This is a genomic window from Sinorhizobium sp. 7-81 (assembly GCF_030124405.1).
In the GTDB taxonomy this organism is placed as follows: domain Bacteria; phylum Pseudomonadota; class Alphaproteobacteria; order Rhizobiales; family Rhizobiaceae; genus Sinorhizobium; species Sinorhizobium psoraleae.
Window position 1 is genome coordinate 813,697 of record NZ_JASKLT010000001.1, and the last position, 20,302, is coordinate 833,998.

19 protein-coding genes are annotated in these 20,302 nt (G+C 61.7%); 13 read left to right on the forward strand and 6 right to left on the reverse strand.

Going from position 1 to position 20,302, the window contains the following annotated elements:
* Positions 1-4: 4 nt before the first annotated feature.
* Entirely contained in the window at positions 5-1,837 is a 1,833-nt protein-coding gene (locus QN224_RS03900; protein WP_283975605.1) for a tetratricopeptide repeat protein, read from the reverse strand.
* On the opposite strand from QN224_RS03900, the gene QN224_RS03905 reads away from it, so the two are divergent.
* A complete protein-coding gene (locus QN224_RS03905; protein WP_173510678.1) occupies positions 1,829-1,993 on the forward strand; it encodes a hypothetical protein in 165 nt (54 codons plus the stop codon). The genes QN224_RS03900 and QN224_RS03905 overlap by 9 nt on opposite strands.
* Here QN224_RS03905 and QN224_RS03910 read toward each other — a convergent pair.
* Positions 1,990-3,006, reverse strand: a complete 1,017-nt coding sequence (locus QN224_RS03910) for a polyprenyl synthetase family protein (RefSeq protein WP_173510677.1) — start codon at positions 3,004-3,006, stop codon at positions 1,990-1,992. The genes QN224_RS03905 and QN224_RS03910 overlap by 4 nt on opposite strands.
* 109 nt (positions 3,007-3,115) lie before the next feature.
* On the opposite strand from QN224_RS03910, the gene QN224_RS03915 reads away from it, so the two are divergent.
* From QN224_RS03915 to QN224_RS03970, 12 genes are all read left to right on the forward strand, one after another.
* Positions 3,116-3,337 carry a DUF2007 domain-containing protein gene (locus QN224_RS03915; RefSeq protein ID WP_173510676.1) on the forward strand — a complete coding sequence of 74 codons (222 nt, stop codon included), beginning with the start codon at positions 3,116-3,118 and terminating at the stop codon, positions 3,335-3,337.
* 52 nt (positions 3,338-3,389) lie between these two features.
* Positions 3,390-4,166 carry a tRNA1(Val) (adenine(37)-N6)-methyltransferase gene (locus QN224_RS03920; RefSeq protein ID WP_283975606.1) on the forward strand — a complete coding sequence of 259 codons (777 nt, stop codon included), beginning with the start codon at positions 3,390-3,392 and terminating at the stop codon, positions 4,164-4,166.
* 82 nt (positions 4,167-4,248) lie between these two features.
* Positions 4,249-5,115, forward strand: coding sequence for a S49 family peptidase (locus QN224_RS03925; protein ID WP_283975607.1), 867 nt, complete (start codon positions 4,249-4,251; stop codon positions 5,113-5,115).
* 118 nt (positions 5,116-5,233) lie between these two features.
* Positions 5,234-5,425, forward strand: coding sequence for a hypothetical protein (locus tag QN224_RS03930; protein ID WP_283975608.1), 192 nt, complete (start codon positions 5,234-5,236; stop codon positions 5,423-5,425).
* Positions 5,426-5,538: 113 nt separating this feature from the next.
* Entirely contained in the window at positions 5,539-6,501 is a 963-nt protein-coding gene (locus tag QN224_RS03935; RefSeq protein WP_173510672.1) for a glycine--tRNA ligase subunit alpha, read from the forward strand.
* A gap of 514 nt (positions 6,502-7,015) precedes the next feature.
* Positions 7,016-7,564 carry a LemA family protein gene (locus tag QN224_RS03940; RefSeq protein WP_283975609.1) on the forward strand — a complete coding sequence of 183 codons (549 nt, stop codon included), beginning with the start codon at positions 7,016-7,018 and terminating at the stop codon, positions 7,562-7,564.
* Between the two features lie 22 nt (positions 7,565-7,586).
* Positions 7,587-9,524 carry a DUF2207 domain-containing protein gene (locus tag QN224_RS03945; protein WP_283975610.1) on the forward strand — a complete coding sequence of 646 codons (1,938 nt, stop codon included), beginning with the start codon at positions 7,587-7,589 and terminating at the stop codon, positions 9,522-9,524.
* A gap of 101 nt (positions 9,525-9,625) precedes the next feature.
* The gene (glyS, locus tag QN224_RS03950; protein WP_283975611.1) at positions 9,626-11,791 is read left to right on the forward strand and encodes a glycine--tRNA ligase subunit beta; all 2,166 of its coding nucleotides are present in this window, start codon (positions 9,626-9,628) and stop codon (positions 11,789-11,791) included.
* 190 nt (positions 11,792-11,981) lie between these two features.
* A complete protein-coding gene (locus QN224_RS33835) occupies positions 11,982-12,755 on the forward strand; it encodes an AraC family transcriptional regulator (RefSeq protein ID WP_283975612.1) in 774 nt (257 codons plus the stop codon).
* A gap of 81 nt (positions 12,756-12,836) precedes the next feature.
* Positions 12,837-13,217, forward strand: coding sequence for a cupin domain-containing protein (locus QN224_RS03960; RefSeq protein ID WP_283975613.1), 381 nt, complete (start codon positions 12,837-12,839; stop codon positions 13,215-13,217).
* A complete protein-coding gene (locus tag QN224_RS03965; protein WP_283975614.1) occupies positions 13,204-13,833 on the forward strand; it encodes a LysE family translocator in 630 nt (209 codons plus the stop codon). The genes QN224_RS03960 and QN224_RS03965 overlap by 14 nt, the downstream gene beginning before the upstream one ends.
* Positions 13,834-13,864: 31 nt before the next feature.
* Positions 13,865-14,350: a DUF523 domain-containing protein gene (locus tag QN224_RS03970; RefSeq protein WP_283975615.1), complete on the forward strand. Its 486-nt coding sequence runs from the start codon at positions 13,865-13,867 to the stop codon at positions 14,348-14,350.
* Between the two features lie 172 nt (positions 14,351-14,522).
* Here the strand turns inward: QN224_RS03970 and QN224_RS03975 are convergent, their stop codons facing one another.
* From QN224_RS03975 to QN224_RS03990, 4 genes are all read right to left on the reverse strand, one after another.
* On the reverse strand, positions 14,523-15,047 hold the full coding sequence (locus QN224_RS03975) for a plant virulence effector HPE1-like domain-containing protein (RefSeq protein ID WP_173510664.1): 525 nt from the start codon (positions 15,045-15,047) through the stop codon (positions 14,523-14,525).
* Positions 15,048-15,316: 269 nt separating this feature from the next.
* A complete protein-coding gene (gene purD, locus QN224_RS03980; RefSeq protein ID WP_283975616.1) occupies positions 15,317-16,588 on the reverse strand; it encodes a phosphoribosylamine--glycine ligase in 1,272 nt (423 codons plus the stop codon).
* A gap of 205 nt (positions 16,589-16,793) precedes the next feature.
* Positions 16,794-19,166 carry an EAL domain-containing protein gene (locus tag QN224_RS03985; RefSeq protein ID WP_283975617.1) on the reverse strand — a complete coding sequence of 791 codons (2,373 nt, stop codon included), beginning with the start codon at positions 19,164-19,166 and terminating at the stop codon, positions 16,794-16,796.
* On the reverse strand, positions 19,163-20,203 hold the full coding sequence (locus QN224_RS03990; RefSeq protein ID WP_283975618.1) for a spermidine/putrescine ABC transporter substrate-binding protein: 1,041 nt from the start codon (positions 20,201-20,203) through the stop codon (positions 19,163-19,165). The genes QN224_RS03985 and QN224_RS03990 overlap by 4 nt, the downstream gene beginning before the upstream one ends.
* Positions 20,204-20,302 lie beyond the last annotated feature (99 nt).

Here is a 20,302-nt window from a genome sequence, read left to right on the forward strand (position 1 = left end):
ATCCTCAGGATTTCTTGTCCGGTGTCGCGGTCCCGGGACCTGTCTTCTTCGGCAATGTTTCCTTGGCGTCAGCCGCGGCCGGAACCCGCGCCTTGAGCGGCGGCAAGCCGTTTTCGATCTTCGCCTTGATCTTCGGAATTTCCGCTTCCTCGGGTTTCAGCTCAAGTGCCTGGTTCCATTGGAACACCGCTTCGAGCTTGCGCCCGACCCGCCAGTAAGCATCGCCGAGGTGGTCGTTGATCGTGGCGTCGCCAGCCATCAGTTCGGCGGCGCGCTCGAGTTCGGTCACGGCATCATCGAACCGGTTCATGCGGAAATACGCCCAACCGAGCGAATCGACGATGTAGCCGTCATCGGGCTTGAGCTCGACCGCCTTGCGGATCATGTCGAGGCCCTCTTCGAGGTTTATGTTCATGTCGACCCAGGAGTAGCCGAGATAGTTCAGGACCTGCGGCTGATCCGGATTGAGCTCCAGCGCCTTGCGGAAATTCGGTTCCGCCTTCTCCCAGATCTTCTGCCGCTCGTAGGCGATGCCGCGCTGGAAGAATACGGTCCAGTCGCCGCGCTTCGGCACGGGACCGATGGCCGCGACGGCTCGGTCGTAAAGTTCGCCCATCTCCTTGTAGTCCTTGGCGTCCGACAGAACGCTGCCATAGGCGAGATAGCTGCGGATATTCTTGGGATCGACGTCGATCAGCGCTCTCAGGTGCTTCTTTGCCTCTTCGACCTTGCCGATGCTGGCAAGGCTAAGTCCGAGTTGAAGCTCGGAGAGGCGGCGCATCGGCGAGCCTTCCGGCACGCTCTTGTAAAGCGCGATCGCCTCCTCGTCCTTCTTCAGGTTTTCGGCAATCCCGCCGAGCATGACGAGAATGTCGGCACTTTCCGGATCAAGCTGGCGTGCGGTCTGCAAATAGAGCGAGACGACGTCTTCGGCGCCTTCGCGGTTGAGCGCGCCTCCGATCGAAAAGAGCACCGCTGCGGCGCCTTGCACGGCGTTGCGAACCTGCTGCTCCTGGGGCTTGCCTTCCTCGATACTCTTTCTCAGCGCCTCGAGCGGCGTGTAGTTGTTGACCATGCCTTCGCCGACGGCGATCGTATCCAGGGCCTTTTGCTTGTTACCCTCACGAGCTTCGAAACGGGCGAGCGCCTCTACCGCACGCATGAACGTGTCCGGGGCGGCGCTGCCGCCTTCGCGGTCGAGAATGGCGTCGTTGAGGCGTGCGCGGGCCGTTGTCTTGTCGCCGGCGGCAAGTGCGATCGCACCGGCGTGATAATTCTTGAAAACACGGAACCATTCCGGGCCGTCAAGCGCCTTGATCTGCGCCAGCGCCTCCTTCGGCCGGCCTTGGCCGAACTTCGCCCATGAGGACAGAAGCGTATTCATCAGCCGGTCGAGATCGTTCGGGCCGTCATAGGCCAGCAGCTTTTGGGCGCTGCGGTATTCGCGCTTACGGATCGCTTCGATCGCACGGACGACCGTCGTGATGCGTTCGACGGCCGGGTCGGACTTCAGGTCCTCCGCGATCTTGACGCCGTCGTCAAGCTTGCCTGCCATGAGCAGCGTGATCATCAGCCGCTGCTTGACGTCGCTGTTGTTCGGTTCGAACTGCAGAGCGATCTTGTAAAGTTCGGTTGCTGAGGCGAAGTCGCGATCCACATCGGCCGTGCGGGCGGCAAGAAAGGCGCCGGAAAACGTGTCGACGGATTTGATGTCGAAAGGTTTCGCGTCTTCGACCGCCGCCTTTTCCTCGGCGAAGGCCTGATAGCTGCCGGTCGCCGATGCAAGGGCCAGCAGTGCCGCGCCGCCAAGAAGGCGAAGGAGTGTATTTTGCCGCATATCAAACCTTTCATTGCCGACGGTGCGTTTGCCACACCATCGCTGGTTGTTCCGGAAATCGATCGGAAATTGCCGGAAGCAAGTTTTGAGGAACAGAATGGCTTTTTTGGCGCAATGCGGCAAGAAATTCCTAAAGTGAATTGCCTGCCGGTCTAGCTTACCCGATCGATGCAGAAATCGATCACTTCGACCAGTGCTGACTTCCAGGGGGACGCCGGCAACGGTGCAAGGGCGTCACGCGCGATCGTGCCATAATGCTGCGCACGCGCAATCGTGTCGGTAAGCCCGCCATAGCGCCGGATGAGGCCGAGCGCTTTTTCCAGATTTGGGCCGTCGTTGTTGCCGCCTTCGATGGCTTCCCGCCAGAAGGCGCGATCCTCCGGCGTGCCGCGCCGATAGGAAAGAATGACCGGCAGCGTGATCTTGCCTTCGCGGAAATCATCGCCGATGTTCTTGCCGAGATCGATCGAGGAGCCGCCGTAGTCGAGGACGTCGTCGACCAATTGAAAGGCGAGACCAAGGTTCATGCCGTAGGACTTCAGCGCGTTGCGGTCCGCCTTGCTGGTTGCCGCAACGATCGGTCCGACTTCCGCTGCCGCGGCGAAGAGTGCCGCCGTCTTGGCGCGGATGACCTGCAGGTAGTCGTCTTCGGTCGTCTCCATGTTCTTGGCGACCGAAAGCTGCAGGACTTCGCCCTCGGCAATGACCGAGGCTGCCGTCGAAAGCACGTCGAGCGCCTCGAGCGAACCGACATCGACCATCATGCGGAACGCTTGACCGAGCAGGAAGTCGCCGACGAGCACGCTTGCCTGGTTGCCCCAGATCGTGCGTGCCGTCGATTTTCCACGCCGGAGATCGCTTTCGTCGACGACATCGTCGTGCAACAGCGTTGCCGTGTGCATGAATTCGACGCTGGTCGCGAGCTTGATGTGGGCGTCGCCCTCGTAGCCGAACATCGAGGCGGCGGCGAGCGTCAGCATGGGGCGCAGGCGTTTGCCGCCGGACGAAATCAGATGGTTGGCGACCTCCGGTATCATCTGGACATCGGAGCCGGCCTTGGACAGGATGAGCTGGTTGACCCGTTCCATGTCGGACATGGTCAGGTCGACGAGCGGCTTCACAGACGCCTGTTTGTTTTTCTTGTCTTCCAGCGGTATCACTACGCCCAACGCCCGGACTCCTGTTTCGTTGTCGATTTGGACAATAGAAAGAGGGCTTTCAGGCGGCAAGAGGCGAATTGCCCCGCTTGCTTGAAATAAGACAGGAAAACCGAGCCGGATGAAGGAACTGATCCGCACGAACGACGCCGTACTTCTCTCCTTTGCCGAAAGCCTGATGAAGGACGCCGGCATTGGCTGCTTTATTGCCGATCAGGGCATGAGCATCCTGGAGGGTTCGCTGGGACTTTTGCCGCGCCGTTTCCTGGTTGCGGATGATGATGCCGACAGGGCGCGGCGGATCCTGATCGATGCGGGCCTGGAGAGGGAATTGCGGCAGTGACTTTGGCCTTTCTGCGAACCGCTCGCGACCTTCCCTTTGGAAGGGCGGGGCAATGACGACGATGCCGGAAACGGTGGATGCGTTCCATCGGGGTAGGTTCCACCTGATTCAGCCGCTCGGCCAGGGCCATCGAGCCGGCATGGATGCGATGCTGCTCTCCTCCCTCGTGTCCTGCCGCGACCGTTGCCGCGTGGCAGACCTCGGCGCCGGTGCGGGCGCCGCCGGCATGGCGGTCGCCTCGCGGATCGACGAGGCTGAAGTGCTGCTGGTGGAGCGTTCGGCCATCATGGCCGGCTTTGCCCGCCGCAGCCTCGCATTGCCAGAGAATGCACACTTCGCATCACGAGTCTCGGTGCTCGAGGCCGACGTGTCGCTGAGCGGCAAGGCACGCTCCGCCGCCGGCCTGCCGGATGACGCCTTCGATCACGTGATCATGAACCCGCCGTTCAACGACGCCGCGGACCGGAAGACGCCGGACAGTCTCAAGGCAGAGGCTCACGCGATGACCGACGATCTTTTCGAGGCGTGGATCAAGACCGCCGGGGCGATCATGAAGCCGGGCGGACAGCTGTCTCTCATTGCCCGGCCGGAATCGATCGCCGAGATCATCGCGGCATGCGGTCGGCGCTTCGGAGGTATAGAGATCACGCCGCTTCTTCCACGTGCGGGCGAGAATGCCGTACGCATCCTCGTGACGGCGATCAAGCAGAGCCGCAAGCGACTGGCCCTGCGCGCGCCGCTCGTGATGCATGACGAGGGAACACACCGCTTTTCTCAGGAGGTGGATGACCTCAACAATGGGCGCGCTGCCTATCGCCGCCGGCAATAAGACGCAAGGCGCGAAAACGGGCATTGCGTTTGTGACGGCAGTGCATACATGCAGATCAGGTTTGTGACTGGCAGGAGTTGAAATGGCCGGATTCTTTAAAAGGCTGATGCCGAGACGGTTTCGCAGGGACGGTGTGACGATTCCGGCGATTCGGCTTCACGGCGCGATCATGGCCGGCGGCGGCCAGTTTCGCCCGGTCCTCAATCTCGCGACCGTCGCCCCGCTTTTGGAAAAGGCCTTCTCGCTCAAGGACGCGCCGGCCGTTGCCATCTCCATCAATTCGCCTGGTGGCTCGCCGGTTCAGTCGCGCCTGATTTACCAGCGCATCCGCGACCTCGCCGAAGAAAAGAGAAAACGCGTTCTGATCTTCGTCGAGGACGTGGCCGCGTCCGGCGGCTACATGATCGCGCTTGCCGGCGACGAGATCATCGCCGATCCGACTTCGATCGTCGGCTCGATCGGTGTCGTCTCCGGCGGCTTCGGTTTCCCGGAACTCCTGAAGAAGATCGGCGTCGAACGGCGTGTCTACACGGCCGGCGAAAACAAGGTGGTGCTTGATCCGTTCCAGCCGGAAAAGGAGCGTGACGTCGAGTTCCTCAAGAGCTTGCAGATCGAGATCCACGACACGTTCATCCAGATGGTGAAGACCCGCCGGGGGACCCTTCTCGCAGATCATCCCGATATTTTTTCCGGCCTTTTCTGGACAGGCCGGCGGGGGCAGGAACTCGGTCTCGTCGACGCTCTCGGCGACATGCGCGGAGAGGTGAAGAGACGTTATGGGGCAAAAGCGCGGCTCGAATTGATCCAGCCGGCACGCAGTCTCTTCGGCCGCCGCCAACCGGGTGCGGCCGTCGCCGGTGCAATCGCGGCGCCCTTGGCCGCGTCGGCCGCCGCGGGCCTCGCCGACGCACTCGAAGAAAGGGCGCTGTGGGCGCGATACGGGCTTTAGATCCGGCTCCTCCACCCTCGCATCTGGTCAGGCGTACAGGGTCGCTGTTACACTTTGAAAGGCTGCATTGCTTCGCCGGCACCGCGTTCGATCGGATGAAGCGTGCAGAGGAGGAACGATGCCGCAGATTATCCTGCTCCTGATTGTCGGTATTATCGCCTGGATCGGATATCGGAAATTCATTGCCGACGCCGAGAAGCTGGCGCGGCAGCGCGAGCGGCTGCGCCGCGAGCAACAGACAGGTGCCAATGGAACCCTTGTCAAGGACCCGAAGACCGGAGAATACCGCCTGAAGCGCGACGACGAGTGAAGGTTCACGCCTTATCCCTGACTGGACCAGGACACGGGATCGGGCAAGACGCTTGACCCTTGCCGTGCGGCATGGCACCTGTCCGGCAAATTTCGAAGAATTCGGACGATCCCATGACCACCGCCTCCCTTCCGGACCACATGAACCCGAAGCGCTCCTTTCAGGCCCTGATCCTGACGCTGCACAACTACTGGGCCGACAAGGGTTGCGCCGTGCTGCAGCCTTACGACATGGAGGTTGGCGCCGGTACATTTCATCCGGCGACGACGCTGCGCGCGCTCGGGCCGAAGCCGTGGCGTGCGGCTTACGTTCAGCCGTCACGTCGCCCGACCGATGGACGCTACGGCGAGAACCCGAACCGGCTTCAGCACTACTACCAGTACCAGGTGCTTCTGAAGCCGAATCCGTCCAACCTGCAGGAACTCTACCTCGGCTCGCTCGAGGCGATCGGCCTCGACCCTCTGCTGCACGACATCCGCTTCGTCGAGGATGATTGGGAGAGCCCGACGCTCGGCGCCTGGGGTCTCGGCTGGGAATGCTGGTGCGACGGCATGGAAGTGTCGCAGTTCACCTATTTCCAGCAGGTCTGCGGAATCGAATGCTCGCCCGTTGCCGGCGAGCTGACCTATGGTCTGGAGCGCCTGGCCATGTATGTCCAGGGTGTCGACAATGTTTACGACCTGAATTTCAACGGTCGCGAGGGTGCCGAAAAGATCAGCTATGGCGACGTTTTCCTGCAGGCCGAGCAGGAATATTCGCGGCACAATTTCGAATATGCCAACACGACGATGCTCCACCAGCATTTCATCGACGCCGAAAAGGAATGTTTGGCTCTGCTTGCCGCCGGCGCGCCCGGCGACAGCAGCAATAACCGCCTGCATAAATGCGTTTTCCCGGCCTATGACCAGTGCATCAAGGCGAGCCACGTATTCAATCTGCTGGATGCGCGGGGCGTGATCTCCGTCACCGAGCGCCAGAGCTATATCTTGCGCGTTCGCACGCTGGCAAAGGCCTGCGGCGAGGCGTTCCTGCTGACTGACGCCGGCGGCGCCAACTGGAGCAGGGAAGCAGCATAGTCGGTGGGCTGCCGGATTTCGTCCATCTCGTTCGTGCGGGCGGCCAGCTCCGGGCATTCGGGCGAGCGATCAGATCGCTCGCAAGGGCGCGAATCCGACCACAGAAAACCCGTTACTGGAAATGCACCGGAGGATCCTTGTCCGGCGTAGGTCTGTAGCGCCCGACGCACGCCGCTCGGCCTGTCGCTATGGCTTCCGCCCTCGTACGCAACGAAGAGGGCTGTGAAGGCGATCGCGTTGATGAGAGTAGAGAGCGTATTCATGGCCGTGGGCTTTGCGTCTTGAGTTCTTCGATAAGACGACTTTCGCCGATCGCTGGTTTCGCCGCCGTTCCCGGCGGAACAGCTTCATTTCTGCCGGCCGTGAATATCCCGATTGAAGGGTTTTGCACTCGGCGTCGAGCCGACGGGCCGCTTCCCAACTTCGCGCTCACTCGTTGCTTTGATTGCAAAAATGCCTTTCAAGCTGAAAAGCCGGCGGCTAATCTCTGGCGGATTCTCAAGGAGGGGCTTTCATGATTGGGCTGGCAATCGGCGTCGCGGTGATCCTGTATCTGGTTTTTGTCTATAACGGCCTCGTGAAGGCGCGGCAGGTCGCCGAAGAGGCTTGGTCCGGCATCGATGTGCAATTGAAGCGGCGCGCCGATCTGATCCCCAACCTGATCGAGACTGTGAAGGGGTATGCGGCGCACGAAAAGTCGACGCTCGAGGAGATCGTCGCATTGCGCAATCGAGCCCAAGCGTTGCCGCAGGGCGATGTCACCGCCCGTGCGGCGGTGGAAGGGGCGCTTTCGCAGGCGCTCGGCAAGCTCTTTGCTCTCGCCGAAGCCTATCCGGATCTCAAGGCCAACGAAAATTTCGTGGAACTCCAGCGCTCGCTGGAGACGATCGAGGGCGAGATCCAGATGTCGCGGCGCTATTACAACGGCGCAGCCCGTGACCTCAACGTCAAGGTCGAGAGTTTCCCGTCCAATCTGATCGCCAACGCCTTCCGCTTTGCTAAGGCCAGCTATTTCGAGATCACCAACGAAGCGGATCGGGCAGTGCCATCGGTCAAATTCTGACGGTGCGGAAAAGGAAATTGCGATGAAGCGGTTTTCCGCAGCCCTTGCGCTTGTTCTTCTCGTGTTTGCTTGGCCGTCGGCTGCATCCGCGGAAGAGATTATCTCGTCCTACCATTCGGTCATCGAGGTCGCGAAGGACGGCACGCTCACCGTGACCGAGACGATCACGGCCAATGTCGAGGGCAACCAGATAAAGCGCGGCATCTATCGCGATTTCCCGCTGACCTTCGTCGACGCGAACGGACGCCACAGCAAGGTGGATTTCGACCTCGTCTCGGTCGAGCGCGACGGCGAGGAAGAAGCCTACCGTACCGAGGCGATCAGCGGCGGCATCCGCATTTACACGGGCAAGGCCGAAGTGCTTCTGCCACGTGGTGAACACACGTTTCAGATTACCTACGAGACCAGTCGGCAAATACGATTCTTCGACGATCACGACGAACTCTACTGGAATGTGACAGGAACCGAATGGGCCTTCCCGATAGAGGAGGCAACGGCCACCGTGACGTTGCCGCAAGGCGTGAAGTCGCAAGCGCTCGACGTATTCACTGGCGGTTACGGCGCGACAGGAAAGGATGCTCGGGCGGTGGAGGAGGGCGACGAAATCTTCTTCGCCACCACGCGCCGGCTGCGCCCGCAGGAGGGCCTGACGATCGCGGTCAAGCTGCCGAAGGGCAGCATCGACCGGCCAAGCGCCTCTCGGGAAAACATCTGGTGGCTGCGTGATCACCTGGCCCTGGTCATTGCCGGTGCAGGCTTGGTCCTCGTTACGCTCTATTATGGGCGCGCCTGGGTGCGTGTCGGTCGGGATCCTGCGCGCGGTGTGATGGTGCCGCGCTGGGATGCGCCGGACGGCATTTCGCCGGCGCTGGTAAATTACGTCGACAACAAGGGTTTCTCCGGAGAGGGGTGGACGGCGCTGTCGGCCGCTGCGCTCAGCCTGGCGGTCAAGGGACACGTCGTTCTCGAGGACCTGAAGAAGGCGATCGTCATCACCGCGACGGGCAAGGCGGGAGCGGAAAAGCTGCCGACCGGCGAGGCCACGTTGATGAAGGCGATCGGGACGGCCGGTGGCAAGCTCACGATCGATCGGGCGAACGGGACGAAAGTCGAGGCGGCGGGATCCGCGTTCCGCAGTTCGATCGAGCGGGAGCATCGCGGCAAGTACTATCGCGCCAACACAGCCTATATTGTCGGCGGCGTTCTGCTCTCCGTGCTTGCCTTGGCGGCGCTCTTCATCTTCGGAGATCTGAGCGAGGAAAGCATTCCGCTGGTCATCGTGCCGGTTTTCATCGCCTTTTTCGTCTCGATTTTCGCCGTCTCGTTCGGCAAGTCGTTCCGGCGCGGATCGAGCCTCGCACGCCGCATCATGTCGATCGTGGTCCTGGCCTTCTTCGCATTCGTGTTCCTCACGATATTTTCCGGAGTCCTAGCTGCCATCGTCTTCTCGGCAACTGGCGCGGACGACCTGCCGTTGCTCTTCGCGGTTGGCGGCATCGTGCTCGTCAATGTGCTCTTCTTCTTCCTTATGGGCGCGCCGACCCCGCTTGGCGCACGGATGATGGACGGGATCGAGGGGCTCCGGCAGTACATGACACTCGCCGAGAAGGATCGGATGAACCTTCAGGGCGCGCCGGAAATGTCGCCCCGCCATTTCGAGACACTGTTGCCCTACGCAGTGGCGCTCGGCGTCGAAAAGCCATGGACGGAGACGTTCGACCGCTGGCTGCTTGCCGCGTCCGCGGGTGCTGCTGCCGCTGCCTACCAACCGAGCTGGTATCACGGCGACTCCTTTGGCCCGGGTTCGTTCGGCGACAGGATCGGCGGTTTCGCCGGTTCGATGGCGGATACCATGACCGCGTCCTTGCCGCCGCCGCCCAAGAGCTCGTCCTCGGGCTTTTCCTCCGGCGGAGGCTTTTCCGGAGGCGGCGGTGGTGGCGGCGGCGGTGGCGGCTGGTAGTGCCGATTAGCGGCCGATTTCTTGCCGGGCTTGGTGACTTTTTCATCGGAGCTTGCTAAGTCCGCCGCAACCGTCCGGAACAGAACAAAGTCTAGAGTCCCATGCCCGATCTTCTTATCGAACTGCGCTCCGAAGAAATTCCCGCTCGCATGCAGCGCAAGGCGGCGGGCGACCTGAAAAAGCTTGTGACGGACGCGCTGGTTGAAGCAGGTCTGACCTATGAAGGCGCGCGCGAATACTGGACGCCGCGCCGGCTGACGCTCGACATCCGCGGCCTGAATGCGCGCTCCGCCGATATTCGCGAGGAGCGGAAAGGCCCGCGCACCGACGCGAATGAAAAGGCGATCGAAGGCTTCTTGCGTGGCGCGGGCCTTTCCTCCATCAGCGAGGCCCATGTCCATAGCGACCCGAAGAAGGGGGAATTTTACGTCGCTCATATCCTCAAGCCGGGCCGGCCGGCCGAGGAGATCATCGCCGAGGCAATGCCGCCGATCATCCGCAATTTCCCATGGCCGAAATCGATGCGCTCCGGTGCCGCCTCCGCGAGACCTGGAAGCCTGCGCTGGGTCCGCCCGCTCCAGTCGATCGTCTGCACCTTCGGTTCCGAGACGGAGGAAACCACGATAATTCCGTTCGAGCTCGACGGCATCGTCGCCTCCAACGTGACTTACGGTCACCGCTTCCATGCGCCGGAGGCGATCACCGTTCGCCGATTCGCCGATTATGCCGAGAAGCTCGATAAGGCGAAAGTCGTGCTCGATGCCGAGCGCCGCAAGGAGATCATTGCCGCCGACGCCCACAACGTCGCCTTTGCCAGCGGTCTTGAACTCGTCGAGGACGATGGCCTGCTCGAGGAGGTGTCGGGTCTCGTCGAATGGCCGCAGGTGCTGATGGGGAGCTTCGAGGAGAGCTACCTCGAAATCCCGTCGGAGATCATCCGCCTGACGATCAAAACCAACCAGAAGTGCTTCGTCACGCGCGAGCCGGGCGCCGAAACGCTGTCGAACAAGTTCATCCTCGTGTCGAATATCGAGGCCAAGGACGGTGGCAAGGAAATCGTCCACGGCAACGGCAAGGTTGTGCGCGCGCGCCTTTCGGATGCGGCGCATTTCTGGAAGCGGGACCAGGGCAACTTGCCGGATCTCGACACGCTCACGCTGTCCGCGGTGAAATTCGGACTCGACCTCAAGAAGCCGCTCGATCAGCGCATGGCAAAGCTCGATGCGTTGAACGTGACCTTCCACGCTAAGCTCGGAACGCAGGGCGAACGCGTCGCCCGCATCCGTGCGCTGGCCGCAGAACTTGCCAATGTCACCGGTGCTGATCTGGCTCAGGTCGACCGCGCCGCCGTGCTCGCCAAGGCGGATCTGCGCACCGAGGCCGTGGGGGAATTCCCTGAGCTCCAGGGCATCATGGGTCATAAATACGCGGTGCTGCAGGGCGAAACGGCCGCCGTCGCCAATGCGATCGAGGATCATTACAAGCCGCAAGGTCCCTCCGATCGCGTGCCGACCGACCCCATTGCGGTGACGGTCGCGCTTGCCGACAAGCTCGACACCCTCGTCGGCTTCTGGGCGATCGACGAAAAGCCGACGGGCTCGAAAGATCCCTATGCGTTGCGCCGCGCCGCACTCGGCGTGATCCGCCTCATTCTGGAAGGTAAAACGCGGCTGTCGCTTCGGCCGGCTTTCGATGTTGCGCTCGCGGGGCTCAAGGCACAGAGGCCGGAGGTCGCCGGCGATGTTTCTGCCGACCTTCTCGCCTTCTTCCACGACCGATTGAAAGTCTACCTGCGCGATCTCGGAGCCCGCTATGATCTGATCGACGCGGTGTTGACATCGGACGCCGACGATCTGCTGCTGATCGCGCGGCGCGTCGAAGCTCTGACGGCATTCATCACGGCCGAAGAGGGGAAGAACCTGCTGGCTGGCACCAAGCGTGCAACGCAGATTCTGGCGGCGGAGGAGAAAAAGGGCACGGAGGTCGCCGCTTCCGTCGACGAACGGCTGTTCAAACTCGACGCCGAAAGGACCCTTCACGCATCGATCAAGATCGCAACCGGCGATGCCCGTGACGCGATCGTGAAAGAGGACTTCCGCTCGGCCATGGCGGCGTTGTCGAGACTGCGAGAGCCGGTCGATCAATTCTTCGATGACGTCCTGGTGAATGACGAGGACGCGGCGATCCGCGCCAACCGTCTGGCGTTGCTGGGGCTCATCCGCTCTGCGACCGGGGCGGTCGCCGATTTCTCGAAGATCGCGGGATAACAAGAATCGCCGTTCTCATGGTCGCCGCTACCCGCCTGACGCGCGCGGCGGCCGCATTGCATCGACAATCGACGGCAATTACCGTATCTCGTAGGGCATGACGAGCGGCCAACCGAGCGCAGGTGCAGGCATCATCGAACCGCCGACCCTTGGGCGGCGACGCGACTGAATTGCCGTTGCCGAAGACGCGGTGCCGTTCGAGCGCATCGAGGCGTTCTTCGCCGGGCACGCCTACGAGCCGCACCGGCACGATACCTACGCTATCGGACAGACGCTTTCAGGCGTCCAGAGCTTCCGCTATCGCGGCGCCGACCGCTTCAGCCTTCCCGGCAGAACGATGGTGCTTCATCCCGACGAACTGCACGATGGCCATGCGGGCAGCGACGACGGTTTCCGCTATCGCATGATCTACATCGAGCCGGCGGCTATTCAGAGCGTTCTGGGCGGCCGTCCGCTGCCCTTCATCAAGGGCGGCATTTCCCCCGATCCGCGGCTCTTTGCGGCCGTTCGCGCGCTGCTTCCGGCGACGGACGCCCGCATCGAAGCGCTGGAGTTCGGCGACGGCCTTTTCGAACTTGCTCATGCGCTCGAAGCTGCGGCCGGCGCCACTTCGCCGCCTGGTCGGGTCCTGGACTACCGCTCAGCCGAACGCGCGCGGCTCTACCTCCACGATTTGCCGGAGGGCACGGTCACGCTCGATATGCTCGAGGCGATCAGTGGCCGGGATCGTTGGGGGCTGAACCGCGATTTCCGGCGTCTGTTCGGCACCAGCCCCTATCGCTATCTCGTTCAACGGCGCCTGGAGGCGGTGAAGACCGACCTGCGACGGGGAATATCGCCCGCAGAGGCCGCGCTGGATGCCGGTTTCGCGGACCAGGCGCATATGAGCCGCCATTTCAAGAAGGCCTTCGGCCTTTCGCCGGGACGCTGGCTGCGGATGGCGGGTACGCCGGCCTCCCGCTAAACATTCCGCTCCGCACGATCGTTCAATACCGCTTGCCATACCGGCCCTAACCTCAGCCGAAAACGGCAGGAGGAAGAGGCAATGGATGTGTCGAAGCGAACCTATGCGCCGATCAATTTTCAGGAGAAGCTGGCGCGGTTTTCCGATCAGTGGCAGCCGCGCGTGATCGCCGAAATCAACGACTACCAGGTCAAGATCGTTCGCATCGAGGGCGATTTCGTCTGGCACGATCATCCGGAAACGGACGAGGCGTTCATCGTGCTGGACGGCACGCTTCGGATCGATTTCCGCGACGGTTCTGTGACCGTCAGCCCGGGCGAGATGTACGTCGTGCCGAAGGGAGTCGAACACAAACCCTTTGCGGCAGGCGAAGTGAAGATGTTGCTCATCGAGCCACGCGGCGTTCTGAACACCGGCCACGAGGGCGGCGAGCGCACCGCTCGCAACGATGTCTGGATCTGACATCGGCGGCGCGACCATGGCCGGCGATCTCGCTCTCCTGGTCCTTGCGGCCTTGCCGCTGATGGGCAGTCCCGGTCCGGCGACGCTCAGTCTCGCCGGTATGGGGGCGGCCCACGGCATACGCCGAAGTGCGCATTACGCCGCGGGCGTCAACATCGGTACAATTGCTGTTGTCCTCGCGATCGCTGCGGGCGTAACCGCCCTGATCCTCGAGCGGCCGGGCATGAAGACGGCGCTGACGGTTCTCGCCGGCGCATATATGATCTATCTCGCGTGGCATATCGCCACTGCGCCGCCGGTTGCCGCTCATGAAGAGGGCTCAGGCACTCCTTCGTTCCTTAGCGGATTTGTGCTCGCGATCGCCAATCCCAAAGCCTATGCGGCGATCGGCGCTGTTTACGCCGGCAGCACGAGCGACGTGGATCAGGGCGTCGACGGCGCGATCGCGAAAGCTCTCGCGCTCACCCTCATTGCGGTTGCCGTTAACACGACCTGGCTCTCCTTCGGAGCGGCTATCGCAACGGTCCTGCGCGACCCATGGAAGGCACGCATCGCCAACCTGATCTTCGCCGTCCTTCTGCTCGCCTCCGTGGCCTTGCCATTGCTCGCCCCTTGAAAGGACCTGCGGCAACCGTCTATGAAGCGGTATGACTGCCAAGATCCTCGTCAGCGCCTGTCTCATGGGCCATGCGGTGCGCTACGACGGCGCATCGAAACCGCTTTCTCATCCGGCGATCGATCGCTGGCGTGAGGAGGGCAGGCTTGTCACGATCTGTCCCGAGATGTCGGCCGGCATGCCGGTTCCGCGCCCGCCGGCGGAGATCGAGCACGGACAGGTAGGTGCCGATGTGCTTTCGGGGAAAGCCCGGGTGGTTGAAAGGACTGGCCGGGATGTGACAGACGAATTTGTCCGGGCAGCCGAGAATGCCTTGGCGCTGGCGCTCGACACCGGCTGTCGATTTGCACTGTTGATCGACGGTAGTCCGTCTTGCGGCTCAAGCTTCATCTATGATGGCCGCTTCAGCGGAGCGCGGCACCCGGGCATGGGTGTTACCGCCGCGCTGCTGCGCCAGAACGGCATCGAGGTTTATTCCGACAGCGAGATAGAGCGTCTGGCCGCCAAAGCTGGGTGAGGCATGGACAGGATAGGCGAGGGCAGCATGAGGAATGCGTCTGGCGTATATCCCCAAAAGATTGCGCCCCTGCTTCTCTCAGGGGCGCAATCTCTCGCCATTGCAGCGAATGCCCGTCAGCCGTGAAGTCAGGGGTCAGCTGGACGGGGCAGGGAACTGTATTTATATGGTTTTAGTCTAGCCGAAGTTCGAATGCGGCTGGATCAAATTCCTGTGAGTTGCCCTTGGCCATCGATGCTGCAACGGGTTCTGCATGCGAGATCGCATGAACGGCGGCGGTTTTTGCCGTCTCGTCGATCTGCGGGGAGATGGTGCCACCCGTCGCGGGCTGGCGCAGGTCGACGTCCATCGAGGCGCTCGCAATCGCCGACCCGCCGGCCTTCATCGCCGCGGCTCTTACGACCTCCTCGGGTGCCTTGCTGACGAAGACGACCGGTGATCCGCCGAGCCAGGCTTCGGTGCGCACCAGCTTCACCTCGCCACCGATTTCCTTGAGTTCGATCTTGTCGGTGCCCGGAGCGATCTCGGGGACGACATAGGAGGATTTCTTCTTCGGCTGCAGCGGCGGGCAGTCCGCGCAGGAAACCGCGGCGACACTGGAGTTCATCGCCTTGCCGGAGACGACATCCTCGATTGAGGATGCAGCGGCCGTGCCAGCGAGAAGCGCGAAAGCACCGGAGATGAGCAGGGAACGCATTGGATTCTCCTCGAAACTGTCGAGGTCGACAATATGGCTTTTCCCTTACCTTCCCGTCAGGAGGATCGATAAAAATTGACCGATGCAGGCTTTTCGCTTACAGCGCCGCGCGTCCTATCAGACGCGCAAAGGATGCTGTGGCTACGATTTTAGGAACGTGCAGTAGAGCGGGGCGAGCTGTGCGCGGTTTTCCGCTCCGCATCCGCTCTAACTCATTAGAATCGATCACGTTTATGTTCCTGGTCGATACGACCCAAAATCACAGTGGCCTAGGCGGTTTCCCGGGCAACGGCGCGCCAGCCGATGTCGCGACGATAGAATCCGTTTTCCCATGACACACCACGCAGGACCGTATAGGCCGCGTCCTTGGCGCTGCTGACGCTTTCGCCCATGGCTGTGACGTTCAGCACGCGGCCGCCGGTTGCAACCAACCGACCGTCCTTTATCGCCGTGCCGGCATGAAACACCTTGGTGGTTGCGGATTCGTCAGGCAGGGCAGTGATCGGCGTGTTCTTCTCGTAGGCGCCGGGATATCCCCGGGCGGCCATGACGACCGTCAGCGCCGCCTCGTCGCGCCATTCAATGCTCATGTCGCCGAGCGTTCCTGTCGCCGCGGCGTAGAGCAGCGGCAACAGATCGCTCTTCATGCGCATCATCAGCACCTGGCATTCGGGATCGCCGAAGCGAACGTTGTATTCGATGAGTTCCGGCCCGTTTTTGGTGATCATCAGCCCCGCGAAGAACACGCCGGTAAACGGGTAACCGCTTTCGGCCATGCCGCGCATCGTCGGCTCGATGATCTCCTTCATCGTGCGCTCGACCATTTCGGCAGTCATCACCGGTGCTGGCGAATAGGCGCCCATGCCACCGGTGTTGGGCCCCGTGTCACCGTCGCCGACGCGCTTGTGATCCTGGGCCGAAGCAAGCGGCAGGACGTTCTTGCCGTCGCAGAGGCAGAAGAAGCTTGCTTCCTCGCCGTCGAGATAGGCCTCGACGACGACTTCGGCACCAGCGGACCCGAAGGCGCCGGCAAAGCACTCATCGACAGCGGCGAGGGCGTCGTCGAGCGTCATCGCGACGGTCACGCCCTTGCCGGCGGCAAGTCCGTCCGCCTTGATGACGATCGGTGCGCCTTGTTCCCGCACATAGGCCTTCGCCGGCTCCACTTCAGTGAAGCGTTTGTAGGCGCCGGTCGGAATTCCGTATTTCGCGCAGAGATCCTTGGTGAAGCCCTTGGAGCCTTCGAGCTGGGCAGCGGCAGCAGACGGGCCGAAGACCGGAATGCCCGCGGCGCGGAGCGTGTCTGCGAGCCCCGCAACGAGCGGCGCCTCCGGGCCGATCACGACGAAATCGATCGCCGTTCTTTGGCAGAAATCGACCACGGCCTGCTGATTGTCGACGTCGAGTGCGACGATCGCCGCTTCTTCGGCGATGCCCGGGTTGCCCGGCGCGGCATAGAGGGTGGTCAGTTTGGGCGATTGTGCGATTTTCCATGCAAGCGCGTGTTCGCGTCCGCCCGATCCGATCAGAAGAACCTTCATTGCCACCTCGCCATCAGCTGCTGCATGATTCCTTAAACCGAGATCGATTTAAGGACAAAATCGTGCAGAAACTCAAAGTTCTATAGCGTCCTTTGCGCGTCTGATTAGACGCGGCGCTGTAATTGCTGCGCTGCGGTTAGGACGGCACGCGGGGTAAGGTCAAGGAAAAAGCGGCAGCCGCGGTGGATTAAGGGGAATGGCGTATCTAGCGGACGACCGTCCGCCGGTCTTCGGCAGCGCCTTCAGCCGCTTCGGCATCGGGTCGCGCTGTTCGGGTCAGCGCCCAGATTCCGAGATCGTCGAGCGAAAGCGGTTTGCTGATCAGATAGCCCTGGAACCGGTCGCATCCGGCTGCGGTCAGCATCGCAAGCTTTTCCGGCGTGTCCACGCCTTCGCCGACTACCGCCATGTCCTTCGCATGGCACAGGGCGACGACGGCCTTGAGGACCGGCAGGGATTGCGATGCGGTCAGGTTTGAAACGAGTGCTCGGTCGAGTTTGATCGTATCCGCGGCATAGTCGATGATCTGCTGAACCGACGTGTACCCGGCGCCAAAATCATCGATCGAAAGCCGAAAACCCTTCTGGCGCAGGTCCTCGATGTTCCGCCGCAACTGGTCGCTGACCTGCACCGCGAACGTCTCCGTCAGCTCGACGTCGATCGACTGCGGCTGAAGTCCATGGCGTTCAACGCAATCCGAGAAATAGTCGCTGATCGACCGCGAGTGCAGTTCGGCCGAAGGAATATTGATCGCCAGCACGGTCTCCGGGCCGAAAAGCGCTTTCAGCTGGCGGCAATCGGACATTGCCTTGTTGATGACCCACCAGTCGATCTTGGAAAACAGACCCGAGCTTTCGGCAATCGGGACGAATTCGTCCGGGGTGACGTTGCCGAGAACGGGGGAGTGCCAGCGCAGCAAGGCCTCGCAGCCGGTGACGCGGCCTCTCGTGTCGACGATCGGCATGTAGACCAGGTGAAACTGCTCGTCTGGGTCCAGAGACCGCAATTCATCCTGGATCTGGCGCAATCGGGTGCGTTTGTCGTTGAGCGCGCGGGAGAACCGGCTGGAGCGGTTCTTGCCCGCGCTCTTGGCCTGATACATGGCGGCGTCGGCGTTGGAGATCAGTTCTGCGACATTGCTCGCGTCGTCCGGACAGATCGCGGCGCCGATGCTTGCCGTCACCGGATAGCGCTTGCCGGTAACCTCGAAACCATCATCGAACAGCGCGAGAATTGCGCCAGCGATTTCCCTGACGGTGCCGTCGCCCGGTCTTGAGCGCACCAGGACGGCAAATTCGTCGCCCGATAGGCGGGCGAGGATTGCCGGCCTTTGTCCCCGTCTTTGGGTGATGGCACCGACATGGTCTGCAAGTCGGGTGGCAAGCGCTTTCAGGAGCTCATCGCCGACTTCGTGACCATGCTTGTCGTTGACGAATTTGAAGTTGTCGATGTCGATGAACAGCAAGCTGCATTTTTCGCCAGATGCGATGGCTTCCTGAACAACGCCGGCAGCAAGCGTATTGAAGTGACCTCGATTGCTGATGCCGGTTAGTGTATCCGTCCAGGAGCTTCGCTGGACGAGTTCCAGCGAATGGACCGACTGGCGATGCAATTCGCGGATGTTGCGGGTCAGGCGCCCGATTTCGCCTGCTTCGTCCCGGTCCGCTATCTCGTCGCGCGCGCCGACCATGACCGCCATGACATTGGCGTCGAGCGTTGCGATCGGCTCGGTAATGAAGCGCCGGATAAGGACGACGATCAGCCAGATGGAGAAAAGGCCCATGGCCACGGCGCCAAGCGCAAGCAGCACCTTTTGGCGCAGCATCTGCCTCTCGAAATGTGAGTCCGAAATCGTAAGCGTCGCGTGGAGTGCCGGCCCGATAGGGGCACTAGCCGAAAGATCGTCGGTAACGGCGAGCGGCCAGGGCTGGAGAACGATGTCGACGCCATACTCTTTCTTAAGCGCGGTCTGCATTTCGAGGAACCGATCGGGCTGCACGGCAACCTGCATCAGAAGCGCGTTCGCCTTGTTGCTGGGCAAAGGGCGGCTGAGGGTGATCGGGTCGATGAACTGGGAGTAGACGATTCTGGGGCGCCCGCCGCCATCGTGAAGGTAGGTCCAATCCGTAAGCTTGGTGCCCTTGATGAGTTTCGTTGCCAGTTCGACCTGTGCCTCATCGACTTCCGCAAAAGGATCCCAACTGTTCTCGAAGTAATATTCCGTTTCCAGCTTGGCGGTCAGAATGATCAATGAGACGAAGCCCATCGGATCGTCCGAGAGCGACTTTACACTCTCCTGCAGGCGCACGCCGAGTGCGCTGGCGCGATAGGTCCTGTCCGTTTCGGATACGAACTGACGCAGCGCATTGCCGTTCAGCAAAGCGTTGAGAAAGCTCCTGCTCCGTCGGATCTCACTTTGAAACACCGCGGCTGTATGTTCGAGCCTTTGCGACAGCTTGGCGTGTTCGAGCGCCCGGATCGATCGGCTCTGGGCGATGTGGACCGAAAAGGCCGCGAGCAGGTAACCCGCAAGCACCACAGGGAAGATGAGGAAAAGTGCGCGCTTGCCGAGTGTCACTGGAAATTCGCCAACGTGCTGATGATGCGCCGGCGTGCTTGCACCGACTGGATGGAAAGTTCTCGCTGATATTGGCTCCTCGCCAATATTTCCGGAGGAGGATAGACCGCCGGGTCGGAGCGCATCGCTTCGGGCAGGAGCTTGAGTGCCGCGCTGCTTGCCGTCGGCATCGCCAATGTCATCGCGTTTGCGGCAGCGCTTTCCGCGGAACCGATGAAATCGAGGAATTCCAGCGCCCGCCGCTTGTTCGGCGAACCCGACGTCGCTGCCATGCAGTCGAGCCAGGAGAGCGTTCCTTCCTCGGGGACCGAATAGTGCCAGAGACCCGGTACGCCTGCCTTGTCGTTGAGCACATGCTGGTCACCGCTGTAGCCGAGCGCCATGTGAATGTTTTCGCCGATCGCCGGGTTCTGGATGGACGTGATCACATAGTCGTAGGTCAGCACCGACGGAGCCTGTTCCTTCATGAGGTCGAAGGCGGCCTTCAGCGTTTCGTTGTCGTTGGCATTGATGGAGGCGCCAAGCAGCATCAACGGCGCGACGAAGGCCTCGTTGTGGTCGTCGAACATCGCGACATGCTTCTTCAGCGCCGGCGCCGGGCGCATCAGATCCTGCCAGGAGGTCGGGCGCTCCGTCACGATATCGGAGCGGTAGAGAATGCCCATTGTGCCCCAAAGATAGGGCAGGCCGTGTCCGGCGCAGCGCTTGCGCCATTCGGGCGCATAATCCTTGAGCGAGGGCACATTGGCCTCGGTGAGCGGTTCGAGCACACCCTTCCTGCCGAACAGCGCCGCACCGTTTTCGCCGACGACGACCACATCTATGTTGCTGCCGGGATCCGCAAGGATCTCGTCGCGAGCATCGCCGCTGTCATAGTTGACCTGACGGATCGCGACTCCTGTCTTTTCCGTCCAGCGGTCGATGATCTCCTGGTCGATGTAGGATTCCCAGATGAGCAGATTGAGCGTTTCGGCGCGAGCAGCGGACGCGTGTACCAGCGTCGCCAGGAAGACGGAAATAACCGCGCGCCCTCTCATTTTCTGCCTCTGCCCAAGCCCCCATTAGGTGACCGTAACCTGCAATAATTTATGAATGATTACAGAGGGCCACCCCGGCAGAAGCAGATTTCGACACGG

Bases quoted from the DNA above. Each gene is read 5' to 3' on its own strand.
- QN224_RS03900 (WP_283975605.1), bottom strand. From the start codon at position 1,837: ATGCGGCAAAATACACTCCTTCGCCTTCTTGGCGGCGCGGCACTGCTG.
- QN224_RS03915 (WP_173510676.1), top strand. From the start codon at position 3,116: ATGAAGGAACTGATCCGCACGAACGACGCCGTACTTCTCTCCTTTGCC.
- QN224_RS03920 (WP_283975606.1), top strand. From the start codon at position 3,390: ATGACGACGATGCCGGAAACGGTGGATGCGTTCCATCGGGGTAGGTTC.
- QN224_RS03925 (WP_283975607.1), top strand. From the start codon at position 4,249: ATGGCCGGATTCTTTAAAAGGCTGATGCCGAGACGGTTTCGCAGGGAC.
- QN224_RS03930 (WP_283975608.1), top strand. From the start codon at position 5,234: ATGCCGCAGATTATCCTGCTCCTGATTGTCGGTATTATCGCCTGGATC.
- QN224_RS03935 (WP_173510672.1), top strand. From the start codon at position 5,539: ATGACCACCGCCTCCCTTCCGGACCACATGAACCCGAAGCGCTCCTTT.
- QN224_RS03940 (WP_283975609.1), top strand. From the start codon at position 7,016: ATGATTGGGCTGGCAATCGGCGTCGCGGTGATCCTGTATCTGGTTTTT.
- QN224_RS03945 (WP_283975610.1), top strand. From the start codon at position 7,587: ATGAAGCGGTTTTCCGCAGCCCTTGCGCTTGTTCTTCTCGTGTTTGCT.
- glyS (WP_283975611.1), top strand. From the start codon at position 9,626: ATGCCCGATCTTCTTATCGAACTGCGCTCCGAAGAAATTCCCGCTCGC.
- QN224_RS03960 (WP_283975613.1), top strand. From the start codon at position 12,837: ATGGATGTGTCGAAGCGAACCTATGCGCCGATCAATTTTCAGGAGAAG.
- QN224_RS03965 (WP_283975614.1), top strand. From the start codon at position 13,204: ATGTCTGGATCTGACATCGGCGGCGCGACCATGGCCGGCGATCTCGCT.
- QN224_RS03970 (WP_283975615.1), top strand. From the start codon at position 13,865: ATGACTGCCAAGATCCTCGTCAGCGCCTGTCTCATGGGCCATGCGGTG.
- QN224_RS03975 (WP_173510664.1), bottom strand. From the start codon at position 15,047: ATGCGTTCCCTGCTCATCTCCGGTGCTTTCGCGCTTCTCGCTGGCACG.
- purD (WP_283975616.1), bottom strand. From the start codon at position 16,588: ATGAAGGTTCTTCTGATCGGATCGGGCGGACGCGAACACGCGCTTGCA.
- QN224_RS03990 (WP_283975618.1), bottom strand. From the start codon at position 20,203: ATGAGAGGGCGCGCGGTTATTTCCGTCTTCCTGGCGACGCTGGTACAC.